The organism is Campylobacter sp. RM9334 (assembly GCF_020138145.1).
Taxonomy (GTDB): Bacteria; Campylobacterota; Campylobacteria; order Campylobacterales; family Campylobacteraceae; genus Campylobacter_E.
In genome coordinates this window covers 1-24,203 of sequence record NZ_JACGAX010000021.1, presented here as the reverse complement: position 1 = coordinate 24,203, position 24,203 = coordinate 1, and the positions used below count along the sequence as shown (strand labels likewise).

General features: G+C 27.9%; 28 protein-coding genes and 1 pseudogene. 22 read left to right on the top strand and 7 right to left on the bottom strand.

Annotated elements, in window-relative coordinates; genetic code table 11:
• Positions 1-104: 104 nt before the first annotated feature.
• Positions 105-1,688, top strand: coding sequence for a DASS family sodium-coupled anion symporter (locus AVBRAN9334_RS08225; protein ID WP_336607529.1), 1,584 nt, complete (start codon positions 105-107; stop codon positions 1,686-1,688).
• A gap of 52 nt (positions 1,689-1,740) precedes the next feature.
• Here AVBRAN9334_RS08225 and AVBRAN9334_RS08220 read toward each other — a convergent pair whose 3' ends face one another.
• Together AVBRAN9334_RS08220 and AVBRAN9334_RS08215 are read right to left on the bottom strand one after the other, a co-directional pair.
• A complete protein-coding gene (locus tag AVBRAN9334_RS08220) occupies positions 1,741-2,055 on the bottom strand; it encodes a hypothetical protein (RefSeq protein ID WP_214120444.1) in 315 nt (104 codons plus the stop codon).
• Between the two features lie 9 nt (positions 2,056-2,064).
• Complete coding sequence (locus AVBRAN9334_RS08215; protein ID WP_214118520.1) at positions 2,065-2,415, bottom strand: hypothetical protein; 351 nt, start codon at positions 2,413-2,415, stop codon at positions 2,065-2,067.
• Positions 2,416-2,558: 143 nt separating this feature from the next.
• Between AVBRAN9334_RS08215 and AVBRAN9334_RS08210 the strand changes: the two genes are divergently transcribed.
• A complete protein-coding gene (locus tag AVBRAN9334_RS08210) occupies positions 2,559-3,050 on the top strand; it encodes a flavodoxin domain-containing protein (protein WP_214120445.1) in 492 nt (163 codons plus the stop codon).
• A 30-nt stretch (positions 3,051-3,080) separates the two neighbouring features.
• Entirely contained in the window at positions 3,081-4,013 is a 933-nt protein-coding gene (locus AVBRAN9334_RS08205; protein ID WP_336607528.1) for a hypothetical protein, read from the top strand.
• Between the two features lie 31 nt (positions 4,014-4,044).
• Here the strand turns inward: AVBRAN9334_RS08205 and AVBRAN9334_RS08200 are convergent, their stop codons facing one another.
• Positions 4,045-4,974: a ribose-phosphate pyrophosphokinase gene (locus AVBRAN9334_RS08200; protein WP_214118527.1), complete on the bottom strand. Its 930-nt coding sequence runs from the start codon at positions 4,972-4,974 to the stop codon at positions 4,045-4,047.
• A gap of 181 nt (positions 4,975-5,155) precedes the next feature.
• Between AVBRAN9334_RS08200 and AVBRAN9334_RS08195 the strand changes: the two genes are divergently transcribed.
• From AVBRAN9334_RS08195 to AVBRAN9334_RS08160, 9 genes and pseudogenes are all read left to right on the top strand, one after another.
• Positions 5,156-6,820 carry an L-lactate permease gene (locus AVBRAN9334_RS08195; RefSeq protein ID WP_336607527.1) on the top strand — a complete coding sequence of 555 codons (1,665 nt, stop codon included), beginning with the start codon at positions 5,156-5,158 and terminating at the stop codon, positions 6,818-6,820.
• A gap of 2 nt (positions 6,821-6,822) precedes the next feature.
• Positions 6,823-7,764, top strand: coding sequence for a DMT family transporter (locus tag AVBRAN9334_RS08190; RefSeq protein WP_336607526.1), 942 nt, complete (start codon positions 6,823-6,825; stop codon positions 7,762-7,764).
• Entirely contained in the window at positions 7,761-8,645 is an 885-nt protein-coding gene (gene kdsA / locus AVBRAN9334_RS08185) for a 3-deoxy-8-phosphooctulonate synthase (protein WP_214120573.1), read from the top strand. The genes AVBRAN9334_RS08190 and kdsA overlap by 4 nt, the downstream gene beginning before the upstream one ends.
• 2 nt (positions 8,646-8,647) lie before the next feature.
• Complete coding sequence (gene ribH / locus AVBRAN9334_RS08180; protein ID WP_214118534.1) at positions 8,648-9,118, top strand: 6,7-dimethyl-8-ribityllumazine synthase; 471 nt, start codon at positions 8,648-8,650, stop codon at positions 9,116-9,118.
• Positions 9,108-9,494 (top strand): transcription antitermination factor NusB, encoded by a 387-nt coding sequence (gene nusB / locus AVBRAN9334_RS08175; protein ID WP_214120575.1) that lies wholly within the window; start codon positions 9,108-9,110, stop codon positions 9,492-9,494. The genes ribH and nusB overlap by 11 nt, the downstream gene beginning before the upstream one ends.
• Before the next feature lie 135 nt (positions 9,495-9,629).
• Positions 9,630-9,737: pseudogene (gene ccoS, locus AVBRAN9334_RS10255) on the top strand (cbb3-type cytochrome oxidase assembly protein CcoS); the annotation flags it as partial.
• Positions 9,738-9,818: 81 nt separating this feature from the next.
• Complete coding sequence (locus tag AVBRAN9334_RS08170) at positions 9,819-10,328, top strand: D-glycero-alpha-D-manno-heptose-1,7-bisphosphate 7-phosphatase (RefSeq protein ID WP_442862365.1); 510 nt, start codon at positions 9,819-9,821, stop codon at positions 10,326-10,328.
• Complete coding sequence (gene rfaE2, locus AVBRAN9334_RS08165) at positions 10,325-11,704, top strand: D-glycero-beta-D-manno-heptose 1-phosphate adenylyltransferase (protein WP_336607524.1); 1,380 nt, start codon at positions 10,325-10,327, stop codon at positions 11,702-11,704. The genes AVBRAN9334_RS08170 and rfaE2 overlap by 4 nt, the downstream gene beginning before the upstream one ends.
• A complete protein-coding gene (locus AVBRAN9334_RS08160; RefSeq protein ID WP_214118550.1) occupies positions 11,694-12,257 on the top strand; it encodes a D-sedoheptulose-7-phosphate isomerase in 564 nt (187 codons plus the stop codon). Before rfaE2 ends, AVBRAN9334_RS08160 begins: the two co-directional genes overlap by 11 nt.
• 16 nt (positions 12,258-12,273) lie before the next feature.
• Here AVBRAN9334_RS08160 and AVBRAN9334_RS08155 read toward each other — a convergent pair whose 3' ends face one another.
• Both AVBRAN9334_RS08155 and nusA read right to left on the bottom strand, forming a co-directional pair.
• Positions 12,274-13,257 (bottom strand): pyridoxal phosphate-dependent aminotransferase, encoded by a 984-nt coding sequence (locus tag AVBRAN9334_RS08155; protein ID WP_336607523.1) that lies wholly within the window; start codon positions 13,255-13,257, stop codon positions 12,274-12,276.
• Positions 13,254-14,348, bottom strand: a complete 1,095-nt coding sequence (gene nusA, locus AVBRAN9334_RS08150) for a transcription termination factor NusA (RefSeq protein ID WP_214118554.1) — start codon at positions 14,346-14,348, stop codon at positions 13,254-13,256. The genes AVBRAN9334_RS08155 and nusA overlap by 4 nt, the downstream gene beginning before the upstream one ends.
• A 118-nt stretch (positions 14,349-14,466) precedes the next feature.
• On the opposite strand from nusA, the gene AVBRAN9334_RS08145 reads away from it, so the two are divergent.
• From AVBRAN9334_RS08145 to AVBRAN9334_RS08120, 6 genes are read left to right on the top strand one after another with little or no spacing between them, the layout of a single operon-like run.
• On the top strand, positions 14,467-14,697 hold the full coding sequence (locus tag AVBRAN9334_RS08145; RefSeq protein WP_214118556.1) for an HP0268 family nuclease: 231 nt from the start codon (positions 14,467-14,469) through the stop codon (positions 14,695-14,697).
• Positions 14,694-15,995: a tRNA (N6-isopentenyl adenosine(37)-C2)-methylthiotransferase MiaB gene (gene miaB / locus AVBRAN9334_RS08140; RefSeq protein WP_214120363.1), complete on the top strand. Its 1,302-nt coding sequence runs from the start codon at positions 14,694-14,696 to the stop codon at positions 15,993-15,995. The genes AVBRAN9334_RS08145 and miaB overlap by 4 nt, the downstream gene beginning before the upstream one ends.
• Positions 15,976-16,611: a lysophospholipid acyltransferase family protein gene (locus AVBRAN9334_RS08135; RefSeq protein ID WP_336607522.1), complete on the top strand. Its 636-nt coding sequence runs from the start codon at positions 15,976-15,978 to the stop codon at positions 16,609-16,611. The genes miaB and AVBRAN9334_RS08135 overlap by 20 nt, the downstream gene beginning before the upstream one ends.
• Positions 16,604-17,575, top strand: coding sequence for a hypothetical protein (locus AVBRAN9334_RS08130; RefSeq protein WP_214150354.1), 972 nt, complete (start codon positions 16,604-16,606; stop codon positions 17,573-17,575). Before AVBRAN9334_RS08135 ends, AVBRAN9334_RS08130 begins: the two co-directional genes overlap by 8 nt.
• Positions 17,565-18,086, top strand: coding sequence for a hypothetical protein (locus tag AVBRAN9334_RS08125; RefSeq protein ID WP_336607521.1), 522 nt, complete (start codon positions 17,565-17,567; stop codon positions 18,084-18,086). The genes AVBRAN9334_RS08130 and AVBRAN9334_RS08125 overlap by 11 nt, the downstream gene beginning before the upstream one ends.
• Positions 18,079-18,597 carry a hypothetical protein gene (locus AVBRAN9334_RS08120; RefSeq protein ID WP_214118565.1) on the top strand — a complete coding sequence of 173 codons (519 nt, stop codon included), beginning with the start codon at positions 18,079-18,081 and terminating at the stop codon, positions 18,595-18,597. Before AVBRAN9334_RS08125 ends, AVBRAN9334_RS08120 begins: the two co-directional genes overlap by 8 nt.
• Before the next feature lie 22 nt (positions 18,598-18,619).
• Here AVBRAN9334_RS08120 and AVBRAN9334_RS08115 read toward each other — a convergent pair whose 3' ends face one another.
• Entirely contained in the window at positions 18,620-19,252 is a 633-nt protein-coding gene (locus AVBRAN9334_RS08115) for a superoxide dismutase (RefSeq protein ID WP_214150353.1), read from the bottom strand.
• A 195-nt stretch (positions 19,253-19,447) separates the two neighbouring features.
• Here AVBRAN9334_RS08115 and AVBRAN9334_RS08110 point away from each other — a divergent pair, with 195 nt between their 5' ends.
• Both AVBRAN9334_RS08110 and AVBRAN9334_RS08105 read left to right on the top strand, forming a co-directional pair.
• Complete coding sequence (locus AVBRAN9334_RS08110; RefSeq protein ID WP_214120361.1) at positions 19,448-20,161, top strand: DUF4198 domain-containing protein; 714 nt, start codon at positions 19,448-19,450, stop codon at positions 20,159-20,161.
• Between the two features lie 77 nt (positions 20,162-20,238).
• Positions 20,239-20,712, top strand: coding sequence for a thioredoxin domain-containing protein (locus AVBRAN9334_RS08105; protein WP_336607520.1), 474 nt, complete (start codon positions 20,239-20,241; stop codon positions 20,710-20,712).
• Here AVBRAN9334_RS08105 and AVBRAN9334_RS08100 read toward each other — a convergent pair.
• Complete coding sequence (locus AVBRAN9334_RS08100) at positions 20,709-21,212, bottom strand: gluconokinase (RefSeq protein WP_336607519.1); 504 nt, start codon at positions 21,210-21,212, stop codon at positions 20,709-20,711. The two genes, AVBRAN9334_RS08105 and AVBRAN9334_RS08100, sit on opposite strands and share 4 nt — an antisense overlap.
• An 82-nt stretch (positions 21,213-21,294) precedes the next feature.
• Between AVBRAN9334_RS08100 and AVBRAN9334_RS08095 the strand changes: the two genes are divergently transcribed.
• Together AVBRAN9334_RS08095 and AVBRAN9334_RS08090 are read left to right on the top strand one after the other, a co-directional pair.
• Entirely contained in the window at positions 21,295-22,665 is a 1,371-nt protein-coding gene (locus AVBRAN9334_RS08095) for a GntP family permease (protein ID WP_336607518.1), read from the top strand.
• Positions 22,666-22,865: 200 nt separating this feature from the next.
• Positions 22,866-24,203: molybdopterin-dependent oxidoreductase (locus AVBRAN9334_RS08090; protein ID WP_336607517.1), on the top strand; the 1,338-nt coding region annotated here is incomplete at its 3' end.

The window sequence follows — 24,203 nt, the reverse complement described above, 5'->3', positions numbered from 1 at the left end:
TAATAAAAATTTAATATTAATCTTTAAATTATTAAAAAATATACTTTATTTTTCTTTTTAATAAATTCTTATTATAATTACTTACTTTTTTAAAAGGAGATGTTATGACTAAGGATAAAATTCCTTTAGCTATTTTATGTATATTAATAGCTATTTCATTTGTATTTATTCCGGTTCCTGAAAGTCTAATTTCTATTAAACAAGCTGCTTTATTAAAGGCTCATTCTGATTTTTCAGAACAAAAATTATTAGAATTAAGCTTATTTGATGCAAGACTTTCTTGGATATATTTAGGTTGTTTTATAGCTACTGTTTTATGTATTATTTTAAAAGTAATGCCACTTGGTGCAGTTAGCTTAATATCTATTGCTTTTATAGCAATTTCTACAATTAGTGTTAGTGCTGATATTAGTGGAGCTGCTAGAAGTAAGGCTGCTATTAAAGATGCTTTAAGTGCATTTTCTAATAGCTTAATATGGCTTATTGTAATATCTATTATGCTCGCTCGTGGTATTATCAAAACTGGTCTTGGAAGAAGATTGGCATTTTATTTTTTAAGCATATTTGGTAAAAAAACTTTAGGTATAGGATATTCAATTGCTTTAAGCGAAGTGTTTTTAGCTCCGATTACTCCATCAAATACTGCAAGGGGCGGTGGTATAATTAATCCAATAGTTCAATCAATTGCTAAAGCTCTAGGTTCAGAGCCAAATAACGGCAGTGCAAATAAAGCAGGAACATATCTTAGCCTTGTAAATTATCAATCAAATCCAATTACATCTGCTATGTTTATTACCGCAACTGCACCAAATCCATTGGTAGTAAAGCTAATTTCAGATGCAACCAATGCAAATATTAGTATTACTTGGGGGCAATGGGCTTTAGGAATGTTTGTTCCTGGAATGTGCGCGATATTGCTTATGCCATTAGTGATTTATTTTTTAAGCCCACCTGAACTTAAAGAAACACCTGATGCAAGAGAATTAGCTAAAAAAGAATTAGCTGCTATGGGTAAATTTAGCTTAGATGAAAAAATTATGCTTAGTATTTTTGGATTGTGCTTATTCTTATGGGCTGGAATGCCTAGTAATTTTGCTAATTGGTTTGGTTTTAGCGAATATGCAAAGGCTTTGACATTTGATCCTGCTAGCGTGGCTGCTTTAGGACTTGCAATTGCGCTTTTAACTGGTGTTTTAAAATACGATGAATTATTAGCAGAAAAGACAGCTTGGGATACATTAGTATGGTTTGCTGCTTTAATTATGCTTGCTACTATGCTTGATAAATTAGGTTTAGCTGCATTTTTAGGACAAGAGTTAAAAATGGCAGCTTCATTTTTAGGGCTTAGTGTAACTTTTGTAATGATATTTTTTACTTTAGCGTTTTTGTATTCGCACTATTTTTTCGCAAGCACAACAGCTCATATTTCAGCAATGTTTTTAGTATTTTATAAAACAGGGCTTGATTTAGGAGCACCACCTATGCTATATGCTTTTATGTTAGCAGCTGCAGGAAATATTATGATGGCACTTACGCATTATGCTACAGGGACTGCTCCTGTTGTATTTGGTAGTGGTTATGTTAGTCTTAATAAATGGTGGATAATAGGTTTTATTGTAAGTGTTATTGATATAGCAGTTATGATTTGTGTTGGCTTAGTATGGTGGAAGATATTAGGCTTTTATTGATTTAAGAATTTGAAATAGGAAATTCCTATTTCAAATTCTAAACACAAAATTATTAATAAACTTCCACATATACCATACCATCATCAGTATATCTTGCACTATAATCAAACCAATTTTCAGCACTTTGTTTTGTGTCTTTATTTGTCATTTTCATCTCAGCTTTACATCTAATTAATTTTTTTTCTTTATCTATTTTTTCAGTCATAAATCCAGAATATGAAATATCTAATGAAGAAATATTAGGAACTTGTTTTTTAACAATTTGAGTAACAACATCAGTTACTTCTTTATCATCACAACTAGGTATAGAACCACAACCTATACAAAATGCACTAACTACAATTAAAGAAAAATATATTTTTTTCACGATATATCCTTATATAATTTGTAAAATTTGTTGATAATTGTATTGTCTAACTTTTTTGCCAATGTTTATAATATCAATAATCCACCATATAATTCCTATTGCAAACATACAAGTAATGAATTTGAGTATAAAAATAAGTATGCCTAAGCCAATAGAGCCAAGATAAAATCTATCTACATAAAACATAGCACATATAATTCCAGTAGTAGGATTTTTAAGCTTTGCAGCAAGTAGTTTGTCTGAAAAGTTTTTTCTTTCAGCATCGCTCATTCTTTCTAACTTTTCTCTTAAATTAATTACAGCCATTCCATCTTTTGGCAACTTGTCTTGAATACTCATTAAAATACTATTCGTATCCATTTACACTCCTTAATAAAAAATTAAAGCCATATAATACCCCCCCCCAATCTTAAAAGTAGCTTAAAATAATTTTAAAATATTTAAAACAAAAATTATCTTATTTAGGCTACAATGAAACTACATTTTAATTTTAAGGAGAAATTATGAAAAAAGTTGGTATTTTTTATGCTACAAAAGGTGGTACTACTAAAGCTTTTGCAGAGCAAATAGCAGCAAAAATTGGTGCTGATGTTATAAATATTAAAGATGTTGAAATAAACGCATTATCAGAATATAAAACTTTAATCTTAATGAGTTCAAGCTATTTTTTTGGTGCTTTGGCTGATGATTGGGGAAGTAAAGTAAAATTATTAAATACTATTGATTTTAGCGATAAAAATGTAGCTATCGTAGGTGTTGGCGGACAAGAAAGACATCCTGATAGTTTTTGCTCTGGTGTAGCTGATTTTTATGATAAATTAGCTTTTAGTGGAGCAAGATTTATAGGCGAAGTTTGCTCAAGTGATTATAACTACACATTCTCAAGATTACAATTTGGAAAAGCTTTAAGAGGACTTTGCCTTGATAAAGCTGATGGGGATAAAAACGAAGCAAGAATTAATGCTTGGGTTGAAAATATTAAAAAATATTTATAATTTTAAGGAAGCCAAGCTTCCTAATTAGTAATGTTGGCATTTTTTAAACACTTATATTTAATATTTATTTTTAGACTTTGTTATGATAAAAAAGGTAATTTTTTATTGTTTTTATTTCAATTAGTTTCAGCGTTTTTTGTTTTTGTAACTTTTATTGTGATAGTTTTATATAGCTTAGAATACATAAGCGATCATACAAAAAATCTTAATGAACTTAAAAAGGCTGAAGGTGTATTGTATGATATAGAAAAGATAGTTTATAAGAAAATATTTAGGAGTAGAACTGATTACATAATATGGCATTATAAAATGATTGATAATAATAAAAATCACAAAACTTTCATAGCAAGAGAAGATAAAAGTTATGCAAAAAATCTCATAGGGCAAAAAGTAGCTATTTACTATGTTCCTAGCGTATTTTATCCAGAAATAAGGCAATTAGAATCAAATGGCTTTATTTATGAGAGATATAAAGTAAGAGATAATTATGAAGATTTGAAATATATTTTCCCATTTTTTATGTTTTTTGCGAGTATATTTTATATGCTAAATATTAAAGGTAAATACCCTGATGATTATGAATTACCATTACTTAAACATAGTATAAGGCTGAAGACTTTTAATAAATATTTTTTAATTTTATTAATTTGGTTTATTTTTATAATTGCAGCGTTTAAATATAGTGATGAAATTATTATAATGTGTTTTTTAATTATTTTAAATCCTATAATTACGCTAGTTTTTGAGCTAAAATTTAATTTAATCAAAATTAATTTTTATGATGATTTTTTAGAATTTGAATATGGATTTTTCTTATTTAAAGTCAAGTATAAGAAAATAAAATATATAGATTATCAAGGAATTTATATTCAAACTAAATATATTAATTTTATTATTAATACAAATAAATTGAGCGAAGATGATTTGGATTATTTAGCTATAAGTTTAAAAAATAATTCCTAATTAATTAAATTAGGAATTATGAAAAATTTAATTATGAAAATAAACCATTAACACTTTCATTATGATAAACACGGCGAATAACTTCTCCAAATAAAGGTGCAACACTTAAAACTGTTATTTTTTTACATTCTTTTGCTAGTGGTATAGTATCAGTTACTATTAATTCATCTAAAGCACCATTTTCTATTCTATCATAAGCAGCTCCACTTAAAACAGGATGAGTACAGCAAGCAATTACACTTTTAGCTCCTAATTTTTTAAACACTTCAGCAGCTTTAACAATAGTTCCTGCAGTATCAATCATATCATCAACTATAATTACATCTTTACCATTTACATCGCCAATTACATTCATAACTTCGCTTTCATTAGCTTTTTCACGGCGTTTATCAACAATAACAAGTTCTAAATCTAGTGCTTTCGCAACAGCTCTTGCACGAACAATTCCACCTGTATCAGGACTTGCAACTACTGCTTTACTTAAATCTCTTTGTTTTAAATGTTCGTTAAAAATAATACTCCCGTATAAATTATCAACAGGGATATTAAAAAATCCTTGAATTTGACCTGCATGTAAATCAATAGTAGCTACACGGCTAATTCCTGCAGTTTGCATTAAATCAGCTACTAATTTTGCACTAATTGGAACTCTAGGAGCTGCTTTTCTATCTTGTCTAGCATATCCAAAATAAGGAATTACAGCAGTGATTGAATTAGCTGAACTTCTTTTTAATGCGTCAGTTAATATTAATAATTCCATTAAATTATCATTCGCTGGTGCGCAAGTGCTTTGGATAATAAATACATCTTTACCACGCACACTTTCTCCAATTTGAACGCTAATTTCTCCATCACTAAAACGCTTAACTCCAGCATCGCTTAATTTACAATCTAATCTTTGAGCGACTTTATTGGCAAATTGAATATTTGCAGAACCCGAAAAAATGGTATAACCTCTCATAAAATAACCTTTCTAAATTAATAAAATGAGCTATTATATCTTAAAAAACTTATTTGTAAATTTGTTACAAAAAGTAACATATTGTTAAAAATATTACGATTATTCTTAATCTTGTTGTTATTATATGCTAAATTCAGCATTTAAAATTAAAATATTAAAATCTTATCACGAAAGGAAAATTATGGAATTTACACCTAATTTTAACCCACTTGGCAACATTTGGTTAAGTGCATTTGTAGCGTTTTTACCTATACTTTGCTTTTTTCTTTGCCTAGTGGTTTTTAAGACAAAAGGTTATGTGGCAGGTTTTTTAACCGTTGTTACAGCCATTCTTGTTGCAGTTTTTGCTTATAAAATGCCGTTAAATGCTGCATTTGCTAGTATTATAGTAGGCTTTACTACTGGTATTTGGCCTATTGCTTGGATTATAATAGCAGCTATTTTTCTTTATAAGCTTTCAATTAAATCAGGTCAATTTGAAGTAATTAAACAAAGTATTATGACAATTACGCCTGATCATCGTATTCAAGTAATCATCATTGGATTTTGTTTTGGAGCATTTTTAGAAGGCGCTATTGGATTTGGTGGCCCTGTTGCAATTACTGCTGCTTTACTTGTTGGTTTAGGTCTTAGACCATTACAAGCAGCTGGATATTGTATGATAGCAAACACAGCTCCTGTTGCATTTGGTGCTATTGGTATTCCAATTATTGCAATGGCTCAAGCTGTTGGAATACAACAACATGAAGTTGCTGCTATGGTTGGTAGAATTTTACCTCCGTTTAGTTTTTGTATTCCATTTTTTATAGTATTTTTAATGGATGGTATGAAAGGTATTAAAGAAACTTTTCCTATTGTATTTGTTGCAGCTATTTCTTTTGCTATAGCACAATTTTTATCAGCAAACTTCTTAGGTGCTGAATTACCTGATATTATTTCAGCTATTGTTTCTTTAGTAGCTACTGCTGTTGCTGCAAAAACATTTAAACTTAAAAATATTGTAAGATTTGATGATAAAAAAGATTTTAGCGATGTAAAAATTTTAAGCATCAAAGAAATTGTTTATGCTTGGTCACCTTTCTTATTGTTAATTGTATTTGTTGTTATATGGACTCAAGGTTGGTTTAAATCATTATTTGGAACTGATGCAGCTTTAGCATTTACAAATCTTAAATTATCATTTGCTAGTTTAGGTGATTTAGCAGTTATTAAACCATCACTTGTAGAAGGCGGAAAAGCAGGAACTCAACCTTTAGGACTAGGAATTCCGTTAATCAACACTCCAGGAACAGCTATTTTATTTGCTGCAATTGCAAGTATATATATTTTAAAAGTAAAAGCTAGTGATGCTAAAGTATGCTTTAATGATACTTTAAGAGAAATGGCGTTTCCTATTTTAACTATTGGTTTAGTTGTTGGTTTTGCAAAAATTACTGATTATAGTGGAGCTAGTGGAACATTAGGAATTGCATTATCACAAACTGGTGGAGCATTTACATTCTTCTCTCCTGTAATTGGTTGGATTGGAGTATTCTTAACAGGTTCTGATACAAGTGCAAACCTTTTATTTGGTTCTTTACAACAAGTTACAGCTCATCAATTAGGCTTTTCTGACACATTATTCCTAGCAGCAAATAGTGCAGGTGGTGTTGTTGGTAAAATGATATCTCCACAAAGTATTGCAGTTGCTTGTGCTGCTGTTGGCCTTGTAGGACGTGAGAGTGAGTTGTTTAAATACACAGTTAAATACTCAATAGCTATGATAATAATTATAGGAATTTGGGTAAGCTTAATTGCATATTTTATGCCTGGAATTATACCACCTAGTATTCCTTTAGCTAAATAATTATGCTTAGTTTAAAAAGGTTAATTAAAAAAAATCTAGGAATATATTTTATGGTTATTGCTAGTTTTGCATTTGCACTCATGGGGTGCTGTGCAAAACTACTTGCAAATACTATGCCTAGTGTAGAAATAATGTTTTTTAGAAATGTTATTGGAGTTATTTTTATAGCTTATTTGATTTATAAAATTCCACACAAAAAATCAGGTGGTAAATTCTCTTTATTGTTTTTTCGTGGTTTAATAGGAACTATTTCTTTATATTTTTTCTTTTATAATGTCGCTAATATTTCTTTAGGCGGTGCTTTTGCTTTTCAAAAAACAAATCCACTTTTTGTAGCATTAATTGCATTTTTGTTTTTTAAAGAGCAGTTAGGATTTAAAAGTATTTTATATTTATTATTAGCTTTTGGTGGTGTAATGTTAATAATTCAACCATTTGCACCTGAACATTTACATAGTGGTTTTGATATTAAAAACTCAATTTTAGGTGTTTTAAGTGGTTTAACAGCAGCGCTTGCTTTAACAAGTGCTAGGGAATTAGGAAAGTTTTACAATACTGAAGTTATAGCATCAAGTTTTTTTATACTAGGAACAATTTTACCTATATTATCTATGCTAGGCGGAGAGTATTTAAATGAGAGTATTATTAAGCATTTTGATTTTGCTTTTGCTACATTTGTAATGCCTGTTGGATATAAAATATGGACTTTAATTATTTTAATGGGCTCTTTATCGATTCTATACCAAATATATGTAACAAAAGCCTATAAAGCAGCTAAAAAGGCTGGGGTTGTAGCTGGAGTTGGATATATTGATGTTGTATTTACTTTATTTTTAGGAATACTTTTAGGAGATGATTTACCAAGTTTTGTAGTTTTAACAGGTATAATCTGCGTTTTAATAGGTGGTATAGGAATAAGTTTAAGTAAGGATAATAAAAAATGAGAAAAATAATATTATTTGCAGGACCTTGCGTTATAGAAAGTCCTGAAATTGTTACAGAAGTTGCAAAAAGATTAGAAAAAATTGCAAAACATCCACAAATTGATTTTTATTTTAAATCAAGTTTTGATAAAGCAAATCGCACAAGTTTAGATAGTTTTAGAGGACCTGGACTTGAAAAAGGTTTGCAGATTTTAGCTGATATAAAATCTAAATTTGGATATAAAATAATTACAGATATTCACGAGAGTTATCAAGCTGAAATTGCAGCTCAAGTTGTTGATACTCTACAAATTCCAGCTTTTTTATGCAGACAAACTGATTTATTAGTTGCAGCTGCTAAAACTAAAGCTATTATAAATATTAAAAAAGGTCAATTTTTAAATCCAAGTGATATGAAATATAGTGTAGCAAAAGTAGCACAGACTAGAGGGTATGATTATAAAACCAATGATGAAAGTTTTTTTGCTTGCTCTGATATTGGAGAATTATCATTTAAAGATTTAAAAGATGAAGATTTTTCAAAAGCTCATCAAATGGCAAGAGAAGCCGGTGTTTTAGCGGTTGAGCGTGGAACTAGTCTTGGATATGGGAATTTAGTTGTTGATATGAGATCTCTTAAAATTATGAGAAATTTCGCACCTGTTATATTTGATGCTACACATAGCGTTCAAATGCCTGGAGCAGCAGGTGGTAAGAGTGGTGGAGATAGCTCTTTTGTATTGCCTTTAGCAAGAGCTGCTGCTGGAGTTGGCGTTGATGGATTTTTCTTTGAAACACATTTTAATCCGTGTGAAGCTTTATGTGATGGACCTAATATGGTAGCTACTAGCAAATTAGAAGAGAAAATTAATTTATTATTGAAAATATTAAATAAGGAATAAGTATGAATATTATTGAAGGACAATTAAAATTAAATGGTAATGAGAAATTTGCCATAATAAACGCTAGATTTAATAGTTTTATAACTGATAAATTAGTTGAAGGTGCTAAAGATGCTTTTGTTCGTTTTGGTGGAAATGAAAAGAATTTAGATTTAATTTTAGTTCCTGGTGCTTTTGAATTACCTTATGCTTTAAAACAAGCAGTGAAGAAAAATTATGATGGAATAGTGGTTTTAGGTGCTGTTATTCGTGGAGATACCCCACATTTTGATTATGTATCAGCAGAATGCACTAAGGGTGTTGCAGCTATAACTTTAGCAAATGATACTCCAATTAGTTTTGGTGTTCTTACAACAAACACTACAGAGCAAGCTATGGATAGAGCAGGAATTAAAAGTGGCAATAAAGGTTATGAAGCTATGGTAACTACTATTGAAATGCTAAATTTACAAAGAGTTCAAAATGGCAACTAGACATCAAGCTAGAAAAACGGTTGTAAGTTTATTGTATTCATTTGATTATGTTCAAAATAGTGAGCATGTAAATGATTATTTAGAAGAGCATAAAATAAGAAATGCTATTCGTGAATGGGCTTTAGAATTATTTAACGGCGTTCAAGCAAATCTATTAAAAATAGATGAGTGTTTAAAAGGTATTTTAGAAAGCAATGAAGTTAGTAATTTAGGTGGTATGGAAAAAGCTATTTTAAGACTTGGTGTTTATGAATTGCTTTTTACAAAAACAGATAAAGCTGTTGTTATAAATGAAGCTATTGAACTAGCTAAAGAATATGCAAGTGATAATGCACCTAAGCTTATTAATGGTGTATTAGATAAAGTTAGAAATTAATTTTAAATTAGCTAATATTTTTTATATTAGCTAATTACTCGTTGAATATTTTAATGGATATTTTTATATTTTATTTTCCAAATTAAATTCCTAATAGTTTTATGATATTTATTAAAATAATCAAAAAGGATAAATATGGAAAATGTTTTAATGCTAATGATAGGGGTATCAATATTATTAGCTTTTATAGTAATCATTGCCTTTATTTGGGGTTTTAAAAATAAACAATTTACCGAAAATAATGGCTTTTTAGAATTAAATGATAGTGAAGAAGCATTAAATGATGCAATTATTTTAGAACAAAGAAAAATGGAATTAAAAAATATGAAAAAGGCTTTATTTTTAGATAGAGATGGAGTAATTAATAAGGATTTTTCTTATGTTTATGAATTAGAAAAATTAGTATTTATACCTAATATTTTTGAGATAGTTAAATTCTTTCAAGATAAAGATTATTTGATTTTTATAATTACAAATCAAAGTGGAGTAGGGCGTGGGTATTTTACAAAAGAGCAAATGGATATTTTTAACGAAGCTATTTTAAATGAGTTTAAAAATCATAAAATTAATATAAGTAAAATTTATTCTTGTTTGCATATACCTAGTGATAATTGTGAATGTAGAAAACCAAAAGCTGGTCTTATTTTACAAGCAGCTAAAGAATTTAATTTAGATTTATTTAATTCAATTTTTATAGGCGATAAAGTAAGTGATATGCAAGCGGCTATAAATGCAAATATTAATAATCGTTATTTGTTTAATGAAGATTTAAAAGAATTTGAATATTGTAAAAAAGTGAATAATTTATTAGATATAAAAAAGGACTATGAATGAAAAATATTAAAGCTTTAGTAATTGGAGATTTAATACACGATATTTATGTTTTCGCAAATTGCACTAGAATTAGTCCAGAAGCACCAGTTCCAGTAATCACTCCTAAAAGTGAGAAAAAAGTCTTAGGTGGTATGGCAAATGTTGCTAATAATCTTGCAAAATTAGGTGCAAATGTTAGTATTTTAAGTGTTATTGGAGATGATGATAGTGCTAGATTTATTGAAAGTGAATTGCAAAAACAAAATATAACTTGCCATATAATTAAGCAAAAAGATAGAAAAACTTCTACAAAAACTCGTATTTTTGGCTCAAATCAGCAAATAGTTAGAATAGATGTAGAAAGCACAGAGCAAATTAGCGATAAATTAGCTGATGAATTATTTGATAAAATACGCAATGATAAATATGATGTAATTATTTTTAGTGATTACGATAAAGGAGTTGTTAGTCCTTATTTAGCACAAAAAATAATTAAATTTGCAAAAGATAGTAATACTTTAAGTCTAGCAGACCCTAAGAAAGATTTTTATAAGTTTAAAGGCATAGATTTAATAACACCTAATTACAAAGAAGCTTGTGAATTTTTAGGTAATTTTAATGAATATGATGATGATATATTATTAAAATCATTAGAAAAATTACAAAAAGAATTGGATTTAAAAATACCATTAATTACTTTAGGTAGCAATGGAATTGCTGCTGTTTATGATAATAAATTAAATCGCCATTATGCTTTAGCTAAAGAAGTTTTTGATGTAACCGGTGCTGGAGATAGCGTGATTTCATCATTATCATTTTTCTTAGCGAATGATTTTAATATTAGTAAAAGCATAGATTTAGCTAATAAAGCTGCTGCTATTGTTGTAGGTAAGATAGGGGCTGTTAGCGTAGGGCTTGATGAGATTATAAATTTTGATAATGAATTTTATAAATTTAAAAATATAGATGAGATTAAACAACTTAGTAAAGGTAAAAAAATAGTTTTTACCAATGGCTGTTTTGATATTTTGCATTACGGGCATCTTAGTTATTTAAGAGCAGCTAAGGAGTTAGGAGATATTTTAGTTGTTGGTTTAAATTCTGATGAAAGTATTAAGAGATTAAAAGGTGAAAATAGACCAATTAATAATATAATGACTAGAAAAGCTATGATGTGTGCTTTAGAATTTGTAGATTATGTTTGTGAATTTAGTGAAGATACGCCAATTAATTTAATTAAAACTTTAGAGCCTGATATATTGGTAAAAGGTGCTGATTATGAAGGAAAAGAAGTTGTTGGCTCATCATATGCAAAAGAAGTAAAATTAATAGAATTTAAAACAGGATATTCAACCACAAATATTATAGAAAAAATAAAGGAGTTATATGTTAAATAAATTAAAAAATGAGTTAAACGAGCACAAAAAAGCTTATGATAATATTAATGAAGAGTATTTAAAAGATATTATTCAAGTAGCTGATATTATAAAAAAAGCTTTGGAAAATGGTAAAAAATTATTGATTTTTGGCAATGGTGGTAGTGCTGCAGATGCTCAACATTTTGCAGCCGAACTTAGTGGAAGATATAAATGTGAGCGTAATGGTCTTAGTGCTATTGCACTTAGCACAGATACTTCAGCACTAACTGCAATCGGTAATGATTATGGCTATGAATATGTGTTTAGTAGGCAAGTAAATGCTATTGCTAAAAGTGAAGATATAGTGTTTGGTATAAGCACTAGCGGGACTAGTAAAAATGTTATTTTAGCACTTGAAGAAGCTAGAAAAATTGGTTGCAAATGCGTTTTATTGGCTAGTGAAAAATTAGAAAATAGTCCGTATTTTGCCCTAAAAGCACCTAGTAAGGATACGCCAAGAATACAAGAAATTCATATTTTCACAATACATTGTATTTGTGAAATACTGGATAATTATTTTAAAGATAAATAAAGTTTGAGCTTAAAGCTCAAACTAAATTATGATTTTTAGCTAGCCTTAATGCTTTTGTAAATTCTTTTAATTGTTTAATATTTCCTATGCTAATTCTATTTAATAAAGGATAATTATCTATAGCTCTTCCAACTATTATCCCGCATTCTTTCATAAAATCAGCGTATTTTGTGCTTTTAATTTCGTGTAAAATAAAGTTAGTATGAGATTTAAAATATTTTATATTTAAAGTTTCAAATTCATTTTCTAATAAAGCTTTATTATCGTTAATAATTTTTCTTGTAGTTTTTACAAAGTTATTTTGTTTTAGGGCAAAAATCGCACACTCTAAAGCAAAAGCATTAATAGCATCAGGACTAAAAAAATCTTTTAAAATCGTTATTAATTTATTATGAGCTATCCCATATCCAACTCTTAAACCTGCTAATGAATACATTTTAGAAAATGTTCTAATATGTAAAATATTTGGATTTTTTGCAAATTCTAAACTATAAAAATCATCAGCAAATTCACAATAAGCCTCATCTAAAAGCATATATACATTATCTTTACAAATTGAGTTTAATTCATTTAAATCTTTCTTGCTTAGCATTAGGCCTGTTGGATTGTTTGGATTTACAATATAGATTATATTTATTTTATTTGGGATTATTTTTATTTTATTTATATCAAAATTAAACTCACTATCTAAATAAAACCCATCAATACTATAACCTATATTTTTAGCATAATAAAGTGTTAAGTCAAAAGTAGGTAATGGTGATATTAAATGAACATTGGAATTTGAATATTTATAAAATGCTAAAAGGCTCATATAAATAACATTACTTGAGCCATTACCTAGAACAAAATTATCACTTTTTAAATTATAAAAATTAGCTAATTCATCTAATAATTTATAATTTTTATCAAAAGAATACTTATTAAATTCAATACTATTAATTATTTCTTTAATATCTAAAGTATTACAAGTATTTTCGTTTTTGCTTAAATCAATCATATATTTTTAAATAGATTTTCAAGATTTGCTTTTGCTTCTTCTGAGCTTATATGATTTTCTGCTTCAGTGCCAACTTCAATTAATTCAATATTAAGCCCTGTTAGCATATTGCATAACCTAATATTAATTCCTTGCTTACCTATAGCTTTACTTTTTTGGTCGTGATTTATTACAACCTTAGCTATGTCGTTATCAATCGTAACTGAATTAATAATTGCAGGTGCTAAAGCACGAGAAACTACAATAGCTTGTTCGTTAGAATACTCTATACAATCTATATTTTCGCCATTTAATTCTTTACTAATAGCATTAATTCTAACACCTTTTGTTCCAACGCTAGCACCTACAGCGTCAATATTGATTGAGTTAGCTTTTAATAAAACTTTAGCTCTTTCACCAGGAATTCTAGCGCAATTAATAATTTCTATAGCACCATCTTTAATCTCTGGAACTTCAAGCATTAAAAGTGCATTTAAAAATTTAGGAGAAGTTCTTGAAATTTCAACCTTTAAGCCTAATTTTTTATCAACACTAACTTTTCTAATAACAGCTTTTAATACATCACCAACTTTAAATTTTTCGCCTTTTATACGATTTTTTCTAGGTAATACTGCTCTAATTTCATCAAATTCTATGAAAGTATTTTCATCATTATCAACAAATACTACCGTTCCAAAAATTAATCTATCAACCATACTTTGGTATTTTTCAAATAATTTTTCTTCTACAAGTCTTTGCACATTATATTCTAATTCTTTATAAAGCCAATTTATTGCAGTTCTATCAAGATTTGCAAAAGATATTTCATATTTTAAAGTATCTCCGATTTCTACTTCACTTGATTCTAATTTTGCTTTATCAAGGCTAATATATTTACTTTCATTATTAGCTAACTCATCATTATTTGCAACAACTACTAGATTTTGATATACACAAAGAGTTTTTTTAACATCTACACTAAATTCTTTATCATCACCAAAAAGTCTTTTAGCAGTATTTGTAATAGCTTTTACTACACGCTCACTTACTTCTTCTATTGGCAATGATTTCTCATTCGCAATTGATTCTATTATATCTACTATTCTTTCCAAGATTTTACCTTTAATTGAAGTTTGAAGACTATTATTATATAAAAAATAACTTTTAATAAGTTTAATGAAAGAACTTTTTGTTATTATTTTATTTTTTTAATTTAAAAAAGGATATGAGATGAAATTTAAATTAGCAAAACAAACTTTAAATTCAAAACCAAAAGAAGTTACTATTGAAGAAGTTATAAAAATACTTGAAGAAAAAAAGGTTATATTTTTAGACCATTCAAATTCTAGTGAAGATATTACAAAATTAGTTGAAAAATTAAATAATTTTAAGGTATATGTAAATACGGTTAAATATGGTTTAGTAGAAGATGAATTTATTTATGAGGTACATATACTTTGAGTAAAAAATTATATATAGAAACTTTAGGCTGTGCAATGAATGTTCGCGATAGTGAGCGTATGATTGCAGAGCTTACCACTAAAGAAGGTTATGAAGTAACTACAGATAAAAAAGAAGCTGATTTAATATTAATAAATACTTGTAGTGTGCGTGAAAAACCAGTCCATAAGCTTTTTAGTGAAGTAGGTGGTTTTTTAAAAGAGAAAAAAGAAGGAGCAAAAATAGGCGTTTGTGGTTGCACAGCTTCTCATTTAGGTAGCGAGATTTTTAAGCGTGCTCCACAAGTTGATTTTGTGTTAGGTGCAAGAAATATTAGCCGTATAACAGAAGCAATTAAAACTCCAAAATTTATAAGTAATGATATAAATTACGATGAAAGCGATTTTGCTTTTGCTGATTTTAGAAATAGTATTTATAAAAGCTATGTAAATATTATGATAGGTTGTGATAAGCATTGTGCTTATTGTATCGTCCCACACACTCGTGGTGATGAGCTAAGCATTCCAAAAAATATTATTTTAAATGAAGTAAAAAAAGCCGTTAGTAACGGAGCTAGTGAAGTATTTTTGCTAGGACAAAATGTAAATAATTATGGTAAAAGATTTTCAAGTAACCATCCTAAAATGGATTTTTCAGACCTTTTAAATGAGATTAGCGAGGTTGATGGGCTTGAAAGGATTAGATTCACTAGCCCACACCCACTTCATATGGATGATAAGTTTTTAGAAACTTTTGCAAAAAATCCTAAAATTTGTAAAAGTATGCATATGCCTTTACAAAGTGGTAGCACAAGTATTTTAAAAGCTATGAAGCGTGGTTATACTAGAGAATGGTTTATAAATAGGGCTTTAAAATTAAGAGAATTAGTTCCAAGTGCTAGCATATCAACAGATATTATCGTGGCATTTCCTGGTGAGAGCGATGAAGATTTTGAATTAACACTTGATGTAATGAGAAAAATTAGATTTGAGCAAATTTTTTCATTTAAGTATTCTAAAAGACCACTAACACCTGCAGCAACAATGCCAAATCAAATTCCTGAAAATATAGCAAGTGCAAGGCTAACTAAATTACAAAGTTTATACAATGAAATTTTAGATGAGATTAGTGCAGCACAATTAAATAAAACTTATAAAGTATATTTTGAAGAATTAAGAGAAAATCAAACTATAGCAGGAAGAAGTGATAATAATTTCTTAATAGTTGTAAATGGTAGCGAAGAATTGCTTGGAAAAATGGTTGATGTAAAGATTACAAAGACTTCTAGGACAACCCTTTATGGCGAAATACAAAGTTAAAATTTTAGCTTTTATAATATTTATACTTTTAAATATTATTTATTTAACTTGTAAAAAAAGATTTTATGGAGAAAAAACTTTACCTAAAGAGCCTTGCATAGTACTTTTTTGGCATGGAAAACTTACTATGATGGCTTTTATTTTTGCTTATATGAAGAAAAATGGTTATAAAAAAAAGCCTTATGTATTAATAAGTAATCACAAAGATGGAGAATTGATTGCTAGTGTTATGAAATACTTTAATATAAATGCTGTTAGGGGTAGCACTTATGATTCTCCAGTTAAAGCATTGCTTGAAATTAAAAATCTTTTAGGACAAGGTCATGATGTATATATTACTCCTGATGGACCTAGAGGGCCTTATCATAGCATTTCAGCAGGTTCTTATAAAATAGCTTTAAAATATAAAATTCCTACGATTATTTTTGATAATGCTGCAAGTAGATTTTATAGGGCTAAAAGTTGGGATAAGATGATTTTAGCTAAGCCATTTTCTACAATTGCTTATATTATTTCAAAACCGATATTATTAGATGAAGAAAATTCTGTTAATTTAATAAATAAGGAATTTAATAAACTAGAGCTTAAATTAAATGAAGAAGGTTTTTATGTTTAATATAAGAAAATACCTATCAACTATTTTTATTAATTTAGTAATTAAGGATAAAAGTTGTAGTATAGAAGCTTATTCTGTTAAAAATGAAAAAATTATTAAAATTCATCAAAGAACTTTTATTGAAGAAGATAAAAATAAATTACTAAAATATATAAAAACCTTAATTGATAATCATTATTTTACTTATGTTTCACTTTTATTTACTAGTATCGGTCAAGGAATGGTGCCGACAATCAATAAAACAGATTTACAAAAATTTGGTGTTGATAGTAGTGCTGTTAGTTTAAAAATCTTTGATAACTCGTTTTTGTATGCGGCTAAAACTGAATTAATCAATGCTGATATTGTTTTTGATGAATTGCAAGTGGATTTAATTTATTCTCCTTTTAGCATATTGTTTAAACTAATTCAAGATAAAAAATCAGATGGTTTTGTATTTGATGGCATAAGTTTATTTGTGTTAAAATACGGAGAATTTATTACTTTAATGATTTATGATGGTAAAAAATTTAAATTTGGTAGTTATTTTGAGCTTAAAATCAACAAAGATAATGAAGAAGACCATCAATCTTTAGAATTAGAAGAAGAAATTGAATTAGATAGCAATAACGATACATTAGAAGAACTTGATTTTGATGAATTTGATAATGTAAAGGTTGATGATAATTTTGATTTAGGAGCTGATTTAAATTCTGATTTGAATGAAAATTTACAATCATTTAGCTTGGATATGCAAATATTTGAATATATAAATAGTGCGATTAAAGAATTTTATAATAACAATATTTATGATAGTGATTTTATTAATAATATTATTATATTTGAACACGAAAAAAGCTCTAAAGCTATGCATTCTTATATTGAAAGTGAATTATTAATAAAGCCTATTGTATATACAATTGATATATTTAAGGAAATGTTAAAATTAAGCAGTAATGATTTAGGAGCAAAAATTGATATATAGTCTTAAAAATGCTGAACAAAAACCTATATTAAATAAATTTAATAAATTATGCTTTTATTTTTTAATCTTCATTATTTTTGTAATTATATTTTTTGCTGTATTTATAAAAATAAAACAAGAATTAGCATATAGCGACGCACAACAAGCCAAAGAAAATAGTGATAAAATGATAGAATTAATAGGAAGAAATAGGAATGAAATTATTTTAAATAAAGAATATATAGCTTTAGTAAGTGATATACAAGCTTCTAATATAAATTTAAAAAAGAGTATAAAAAATTTATTTGACTTAGTTCCTGATAGTATAGTTTTAAATGAAGTTCTAATGGAGCAAAAAAGCTTATTGATTAAAGGAATTACTCCAACAAAAGAAATTTATAATAATTTATTACAAACACCGCTTCAAAGTATTTTTGAAACATCAAAAACTAATTTTATACAATTAAATTCTGGTTGGTATAACTTTGTAAGCATTAACACTATTGAAAATTCTGAGGGTTTTAATGAATAAAGATAATAGTATGAGTAAAATTGATATAGTAAAGTTGCTATTATGGTTGAGTATATTTTTGATTACTATTTTTACCCTTAGTGCTTTGCTTATAATCCCAAGTGTAAATAAATTAAAAGTTGCAAATGAAGTTTTAAGCTCTTCAAATTCAAAATTTCAGCAAAATAAAGCAAAAAATGAAAGTATTGAAAGACAATTAAATGATTATTTATCAGAGAATAAAACCAATTTAGCAAAAATTCATAATGAATTTGATATTGAAAAATTTAAAAATCATTGCAAGACTTTTTTTGATGAAGTGAATTTAGATAAGAATTTAGATTTTAGCGAAGATTATGTAAGCTATCAGTTATCAGTAAGCACAAAAATAACAAGTCCAACTATTTTTTATGATTTCATAGATTCTTTAGATAATTTTCCAAATATTTTACGAGTTCATTTCCCAATAGTTTTAAAATCTGATAAGAATTTGATAAAAGCACAATTTAACATTCAAGTATATAAAAGATAAGCCTACAAAAGTAGGCTAAGAATTATTTATGCAATTCATTTGCATAGAATTTAACAGAATTAAAGCCTTCTTTTAAAGCCCATTCGTAAGCACTTGATACAAATTCCCAATTAATATGCTTATAAAAACCTTCAAGGTAAGCTGCTCTTGCATTTCTGTGGTCAATATAATAAGCGTGTTCCCAAACATCAACAACTAATAAAGGAATTAATTTATCTGTAATTGGAGTTGCTGCATTGCTTGTTTTTACTAATTCAAGTTTTTTACTTGTAGTATTATACACAAGCCAAAACCATCCACTACCAAATAAGCCTGTAGCACCTTTTATAAATTCATCTTTAAAGTTTGAACAGGTTCCAAAAGCTTCGTTAATTGCTTTTTCTAATTCAGCACTCATTTTGCTTTCTTTTGGACTAATGCAGTCAAAATAAAAATCGTGATTATAAACTTGTGCAGCATTATTAAAAACACCATCTTTAGAAGTTAAGATAATATCAACTAAATCTTTTTTTTCAAATTCTGTTCCAGCAATCAAATTGTTAAGATTATTAACATAAGTTTGATGATGTTTACCATAGTGATAATTGAAAGTTTCTTCAGTTAAAAAACCTGAAAACGCATTTGTTGCATAATTTAATGTTCTTAATTTAAACATCTTTTCTCCTTAATTTTAAAATTTGTATTAAAAATATATCAAAAAAAAGATAATATTTATCTTATTTAAAATCCTTTTTTATTTGTAAAAAATATATTTATTAAAGAAAATTAAAATTATTATCAAATTAAGAAAAAATTAATAAATAATTCATATAATAATCAATATCAAATTAATTTAAAAAAAGGATATATTATGAAGTTAAGTAAAATTACATTAGCTAGTATTTTTGTTGCAAGTTCTGCATTTGCTCATCAATTTTTTCCAATGAAAACAGATGATGGTTATAAGGTTGGATTTTGGGCTGATGATCATTGGGGTCAATTTCAAAGCGATAGAATATTTGGTGTAAGTGCAAAAGATTCTAAGGGTAAAAAGCTTAAAGCCGGATATGATTATTTAAATAATAAAATCTTTATAGAAGGTAATCCATCAGTAGCTAGTGTAAATTATGATTTTGGTTATTACACTTTTACAAAAGATGGCAAACATTATTCTCAAGCTAGAAATGAAATTACCGACATTACAGGTGCAAATGAAGTAACTCAAACTAGAAAAATATTTAAAATGGGTAAAAGTATATTCGCTTGGGACGAAGCATCAAGTAAGCCTTTAGGGTTAAAGTTTGAAATAATTCCATTAGAAAATCCACTAGACAAAAAAGTAGGGGATAAATTAAAAGTTCAAGTATTATTAGATGGAAAACCTATTAGTGGGGTTGAATTTGAAGACCAAAATGATGATATAGATGATATTACAACCGATGAAAAAGGTATTGCAACTTTAACTCTTAGCAAACCTCAAGATGGCTTACAAATTATTGCGGCTGGTATAAAATTGCCTTATAATCTTGATAGATACGGAGATACTTTACAGCTTACTGCTACTTTAAGTTTTAAATCTAAATAAATTATTTAATCTCTAATTTTTATTAGGGATTAAAAATATTGTTTTAAAATACCAAAATTAAATTTAAAGGTTTTATTATGAGACTTAAGGTCTTTTTTGCTTTATTAATTGCGGCATTTGGTATTTTGTATTTTTATTACAATAAAGGAACTTATAGCAACACTAATGGTTTTGAGCTAGAGTACATTGATAACAATATAATAAAAGAATATAAATCTTATATTTTGCTTAATTTTTGTAATAAAAGTAATTCTTCTTGTATTCAGTTTCAGCCTATTTTAAAATCAGTTTATGATGAATTAGCAGACCCTAATATAAAAATTTTCAATATAGATATATTTGAAAATCCCGAGCTTTTAAATGTTTTTCCAATTTCACTTATACCTATACAATTTTTCTACACTCAAGAAGGAGAAAATTTCAAACCAAATTCAAATGTTGGTATGAAATTTAAAGAAATGAAATTTAATAATGAAACCTATTATTTTCATATTGGTATTTTAAGTCAAGAAGAAATAATATCTGTTTTTAAAGAAATGCAAAATAATTAAAATTCTTCTAAACGATTTAAAGCTTCTTCCACAATTTCTCCAATAGGTGGGGTAATATCAATATTTATTACTAAATCTTCATTGTGTGGAAATTCTAATGTTGAAAATTGAGAATCAATCATATTTTCTTTCATATAATGACCGCTTCTTTTACTCATTCTTTGCATTATTAATTCTTTTGAGCCGTGTAAATGAATGAAGATAATTTTACCAGATTGTCTTATTTTATCTCTATATTGTTTTTTTAATGCAGAACAAGCTATGACACAAGAGCGGTTTCTTCTTGAAATTGAGTAAAATACATCAGCAATTCTTTCAAGCCAAGGTTCTCTATCTAAATCATTTAATGGATTTCCACTTTGCATTTTTTCTATATTTGCTCTTGGATGTAAATCATCTCCATCTATAAAACTTGCTCCTAAACTATTTGCAATCATAGCACCTATCGTGCTTTTGCCACAACCGCAAACTCCCATTACAACAATATTATAATGTTTCATTAATTATCCTTTTTTATAAAAATCTTGCTATTTTTAACCTATTTTTCTTAATATTACATAAATTCAAATAAAAGGAGAAATAATGCAAGAGCTTAGTGCTTCTTACTTATTATGTGTTGCCGCAGTTGCGGTTGTTTTATTATTATTTATGATTATGAAATTAAAAATTCATGCTTTCATATCATTAATAATAATAAGTTTTTTAACTTCTTTAGCAGCTAATACGCCGCTTGATAAAATTTTAGGAGTAATGCTTGGTGGTTTTGGTTCAACTTTAGCAAGTGTTGCTTTATTAGTTGGTATTGGTGCTATGATAGGTAAAATTTTAGAAGTTTCTGGTGGAGCTCAAGTTTTAGCTGATACTTTAATTGAGTTTTTTGGGGTGCAAAGAGCTCCATTTGCACTAGGTTTAGCTTCATTGATTTTTGCTTTCCCTATATTTTTTGATGCAGGGTTAATTGTAATGTTGCCTGTTATATTAAGCGTAGCTCATAAATTAAAAGGTTCTGTTTTAACTTATGCACTTCCTTCAGTTGGTGCGTTTTCTGTAATGCATGTTTTCTTACCGCCACACCCAGGTCCAGTTGCAGCAGCAGCTACAATAGACGCTAATGTTGGTTGGGTTTTAATATTAGGACTTATTATTGGTCTTCCTACTTGGTATTTTAGCTCTTATTTATTTGGGCTTTATTCTGGTAAAAAAATGTATTTTAAAGCACCAGATTTATTTGAAGATGAAAAAATAGAAATTAAACATAAACCTAAATTCCTAACCGTATTATTTATATTATTAACCCCTGTAGTATTGATTTTTATAAGTGCAATTATCTCATCTATGCAAAAATTAGAAATAATCGCAAAAAATGATATATGTTTTAATGTTTTAAATCTAATAGGTCAAACTCCAATCGCTCTTATGATTACTTTAATAATTTGTATTATTGTATTTAATAAGAGCTTAGGTGCTAAAAATCTTGAAAAATATTGTGAAAAAGCACTTCCTGCAATTTGTTCTGTAGTGCTTGTAACTGGTGCAGGTGGTATGTTTGGCGGTGTTTTAAGAGCTAGTGGAATAGGTGATGCGTTGGCTGGAACTTTAGCTAATTTAGGCGTTCCTGTTATTTTAGCTGGTTTTATAATAGCAGCAATTATTAGAATTGCTCAAGGTTCAGCTACTGTTGCACTTACTACAACAGCTGGTTTAATGGCACCAATTATTGCAGCAAATACATCAATTGCAGAATTTGATAAAGTTGCTATCGTTTTAGCAATAGCTTGTGGTAGTGTTGTTTGCTCTCATTTTAACGATTCTGGATTTTGGCTTGTAAAAGGCTTATTTGGTTTAGATGAAAAAACAACTCTTAAAACTTGGACTATATTAGAAACTTTAATAGGTGTTATAGGTTTTGTATTAATACTTATAATTTTAGCTTTATTTAATCTTGTATTTTAGTGTTTTTACTTTGGAATTTAAAATTATATTTTAAATTCCATTTTTAAAAAAATATTATTTTTTGTGTTAGTTCATATTATTATAATAACTTTATATATAGCCTTATAATATTATTCCATTTACTTAATTCTTAAATTATTTTATTATAATTTTATCTAACTTATAAAATTAAGTTTTATTTAAATTTTTAAGGAGAATTTATGGAAAAGTTATCTCGTAGAAGCTTTTTAAAAGGTGCAGCAGGAGTAGCAGCTAGTGCGTCAAGTTTAGGTGCTGTTGATTTTATTGGTGAAAACGCTATTCCTAAAATAGATGAAAGCTTAATTAGTGCTTCACATTTTGGAGCTTATCATCCAATTATTAGAAGTAGCAAAGTTGAAGGATTTAAGGCTTTTAATGGGGATTTTAAACCAACAACTCTTATGAATGGTGTAGTAAATAGAGTATATTCACAAGATAGAATTAAAAACCCAAGTGTTAGAAAAAGTGTTTTAGAAAAAGGATTTGAAAAAGCTCCTAAAAACTTAAGGGGTAAAGAAGAATTTGTTGAGATTACTTGGGAAAAAGCTTATGAATTAGTAGCTAATGAGCTTAAAAGAGTTTATGAAAAATATGGACACCATTCTGTGTATGGTGGTAGCTACGGCTGGTATTGTGTTGGAAATATAAATAACCCACAAAGCTTACTTGGAAGAATGTTAAATATTGCAGGTGGTTTTACAACAAGAACTTTAAATTATTCTTGTCATTGTATTAGTGCTATAACTCCACATATCACAGGTTACGATGAAGCAAATGCTAAACATACACCTTGGGACAATGTATTAGAACATTCAAAAGTAATTGTAATGTGGTCTACCGATATACTAAACACTAATCAAATTGCTTGGGGTGTTGCAACTCACGAAACATACCCATACATGGAAAAATTACAAGCATTAGTTAAAGATGGAAAAATAAAAGTAATTAATATTGACCCAGTATATAATGATACAGCAAGATTTTTAGATGCAGAACAAGTATTTATTAATCCTACAACCGATGTTGCCTTAGTAGAAGCAATGTGTTATCATCTAATTAAAAACAATCTTCACGATGAAAAATTCCTTAAAAAATACACAGTAGGATTTGCTAAATTAAAAGAAAGATTATTTGATGAGAATAATCCAAAAACTCCTGAATTAGCAGAAAAAATTACAGGTATAAAAGCAGAAAAAATAAAAGAATTAGCAGAACTTATGGCTAAAAATAGAACTATGATTATGGCAGGTTGGGGTTTTCAAAGAGCTCATCACGGAGAGCAAGCTCACTGGGCTATGATAACTCTTGCATCTGTTTTAGGACAAATTGGACTTGATGGTGGTGGATATGGGTTTAGCTACCATTATTCAGATGCTGGGGTTCCAACTCCAGGTGGTTTAACTATGAATGCTAATAGTCAAACATTAGCAGATGATAAAAATGTATTTGGTGGATTTCCAGGTCTTGGTGCTATTGGTGTAAGCACTAGTTATAAAGGGGAGTGGGATAATAGAACT

Coding starts and splice junctions, on each gene's coding strand:
- AVBRAN9334_RS08145 (WP_214118556.1), top strand. CDS start 14,467: ATGAAATTTAAATTAGCAAAACAAACTTTAAATTCAAAACCAAAAGAA.
- AVBRAN9334_RS08210 (WP_214120445.1), top strand. CDS start 2,559: ATGAAAAAAGTTGGTATTTTTTATGCTACAAAAGGTGGTACTACTAAA.
- AVBRAN9334_RS08105 (WP_336607520.1), top strand. CDS start 20,239: ATGAGACTTAAGGTCTTTTTTGCTTTATTAATTGCGGCATTTGGTATT.
- AVBRAN9334_RS08135 (WP_336607522.1), top strand. CDS start 15,976: ATGGCGAAATACAAAGTTAAAATTTTAGCTTTTATAATATTTATACTT.
- AVBRAN9334_RS08200 (WP_214118527.1), bottom strand. CDS start 4,974: ATGAGAGGTTATACCATTTTTTCGGGTTCTGCAAATATTCAATTTGCC.
- ribH (WP_214118534.1), top strand. CDS start 8,648: ATGAATATTATTGAAGGACAATTAAAATTAAATGGTAATGAGAAATTT.
- AVBRAN9334_RS08130 (WP_214150354.1), top strand. CDS start 16,604: ATGTTTAATATAAGAAAATACCTATCAACTATTTTTATTAATTTAGTA.
- AVBRAN9334_RS08190 (WP_336607526.1), top strand. CDS start 6,823: ATGCTTAGTTTAAAAAGGTTAATTAAAAAAAATCTAGGAATATATTTT.
- AVBRAN9334_RS08195 (WP_336607527.1), top strand. CDS start 5,156: ATGGAATTTACACCTAATTTTAACCCACTTGGCAACATTTGGTTAAGT.
- AVBRAN9334_RS08120 (WP_214118565.1), top strand. CDS start 18,079: ATGAATAAAGATAATAGTATGAGTAAAATTGATATAGTAAAGTTGCTA.
- nusB (WP_214120575.1), top strand. CDS start 9,108: ATGGCAACTAGACATCAAGCTAGAAAAACGGTTGTAAGTTTATTGTAT.
- AVBRAN9334_RS08095 (WP_336607518.1), top strand. CDS start 21,295: ATGCAAGAGCTTAGTGCTTCTTACTTATTATGTGTTGCCGCAGTTGCG.
- AVBRAN9334_RS08170 (WP_442862365.1), top strand. CDS start 9,819: ATGAAAAAGGCTTTATTTTTAGATAGAGATGGAGTAATTAATAAGGAT.
- AVBRAN9334_RS08155 (WP_336607523.1), bottom strand. CDS start 13,257: ATGATTGATTTAAGCAAAAACGAAAATACTTGTAATACTTTAGATATT.
- AVBRAN9334_RS08215 (WP_214118520.1), bottom strand. CDS start 2,415: ATGGATACGAATAGTATTTTAATGAGTATTCAAGACAAGTTGCCAAAA.
- AVBRAN9334_RS08160 (WP_214118550.1), top strand. CDS start 11,694: ATGTTAAATAAATTAAAAAATGAGTTAAACGAGCACAAAAAAGCTTAT.
- AVBRAN9334_RS08115 (WP_214150353.1), bottom strand. CDS start 19,252: ATGTTTAAATTAAGAACATTAAATTATGCAACAAATGCGTTTTCAGGT.
- AVBRAN9334_RS08225 (WP_336607529.1), top strand. CDS start 105: ATGACTAAGGATAAAATTCCTTTAGCTATTTTATGTATATTAATAGCT.
- AVBRAN9334_RS08110 (WP_214120361.1), top strand. CDS start 19,448: ATGAAGTTAAGTAAAATTACATTAGCTAGTATTTTTGTTGCAAGTTCT.
- kdsA (WP_214120573.1), top strand. CDS start 7,761: ATGAGAAAAATAATATTATTTGCAGGACCTTGCGTTATAGAAAGTCCT.
- rfaE2 (WP_336607524.1), top strand. CDS start 10,325: ATGAAAAATATTAAAGCTTTAGTAATTGGAGATTTAATACACGATATT.
- AVBRAN9334_RS08100 (WP_336607519.1), bottom strand. CDS start 21,212: ATGAAACATTATAATATTGTTGTAATGGGAGTTTGCGGTTGTGGCAAA.
- AVBRAN9334_RS08205 (WP_336607528.1), top strand. CDS start 3,081: ATGTTGGCATTTTTTAAACACTTATATTTAATATTTATTTTTAGACTT.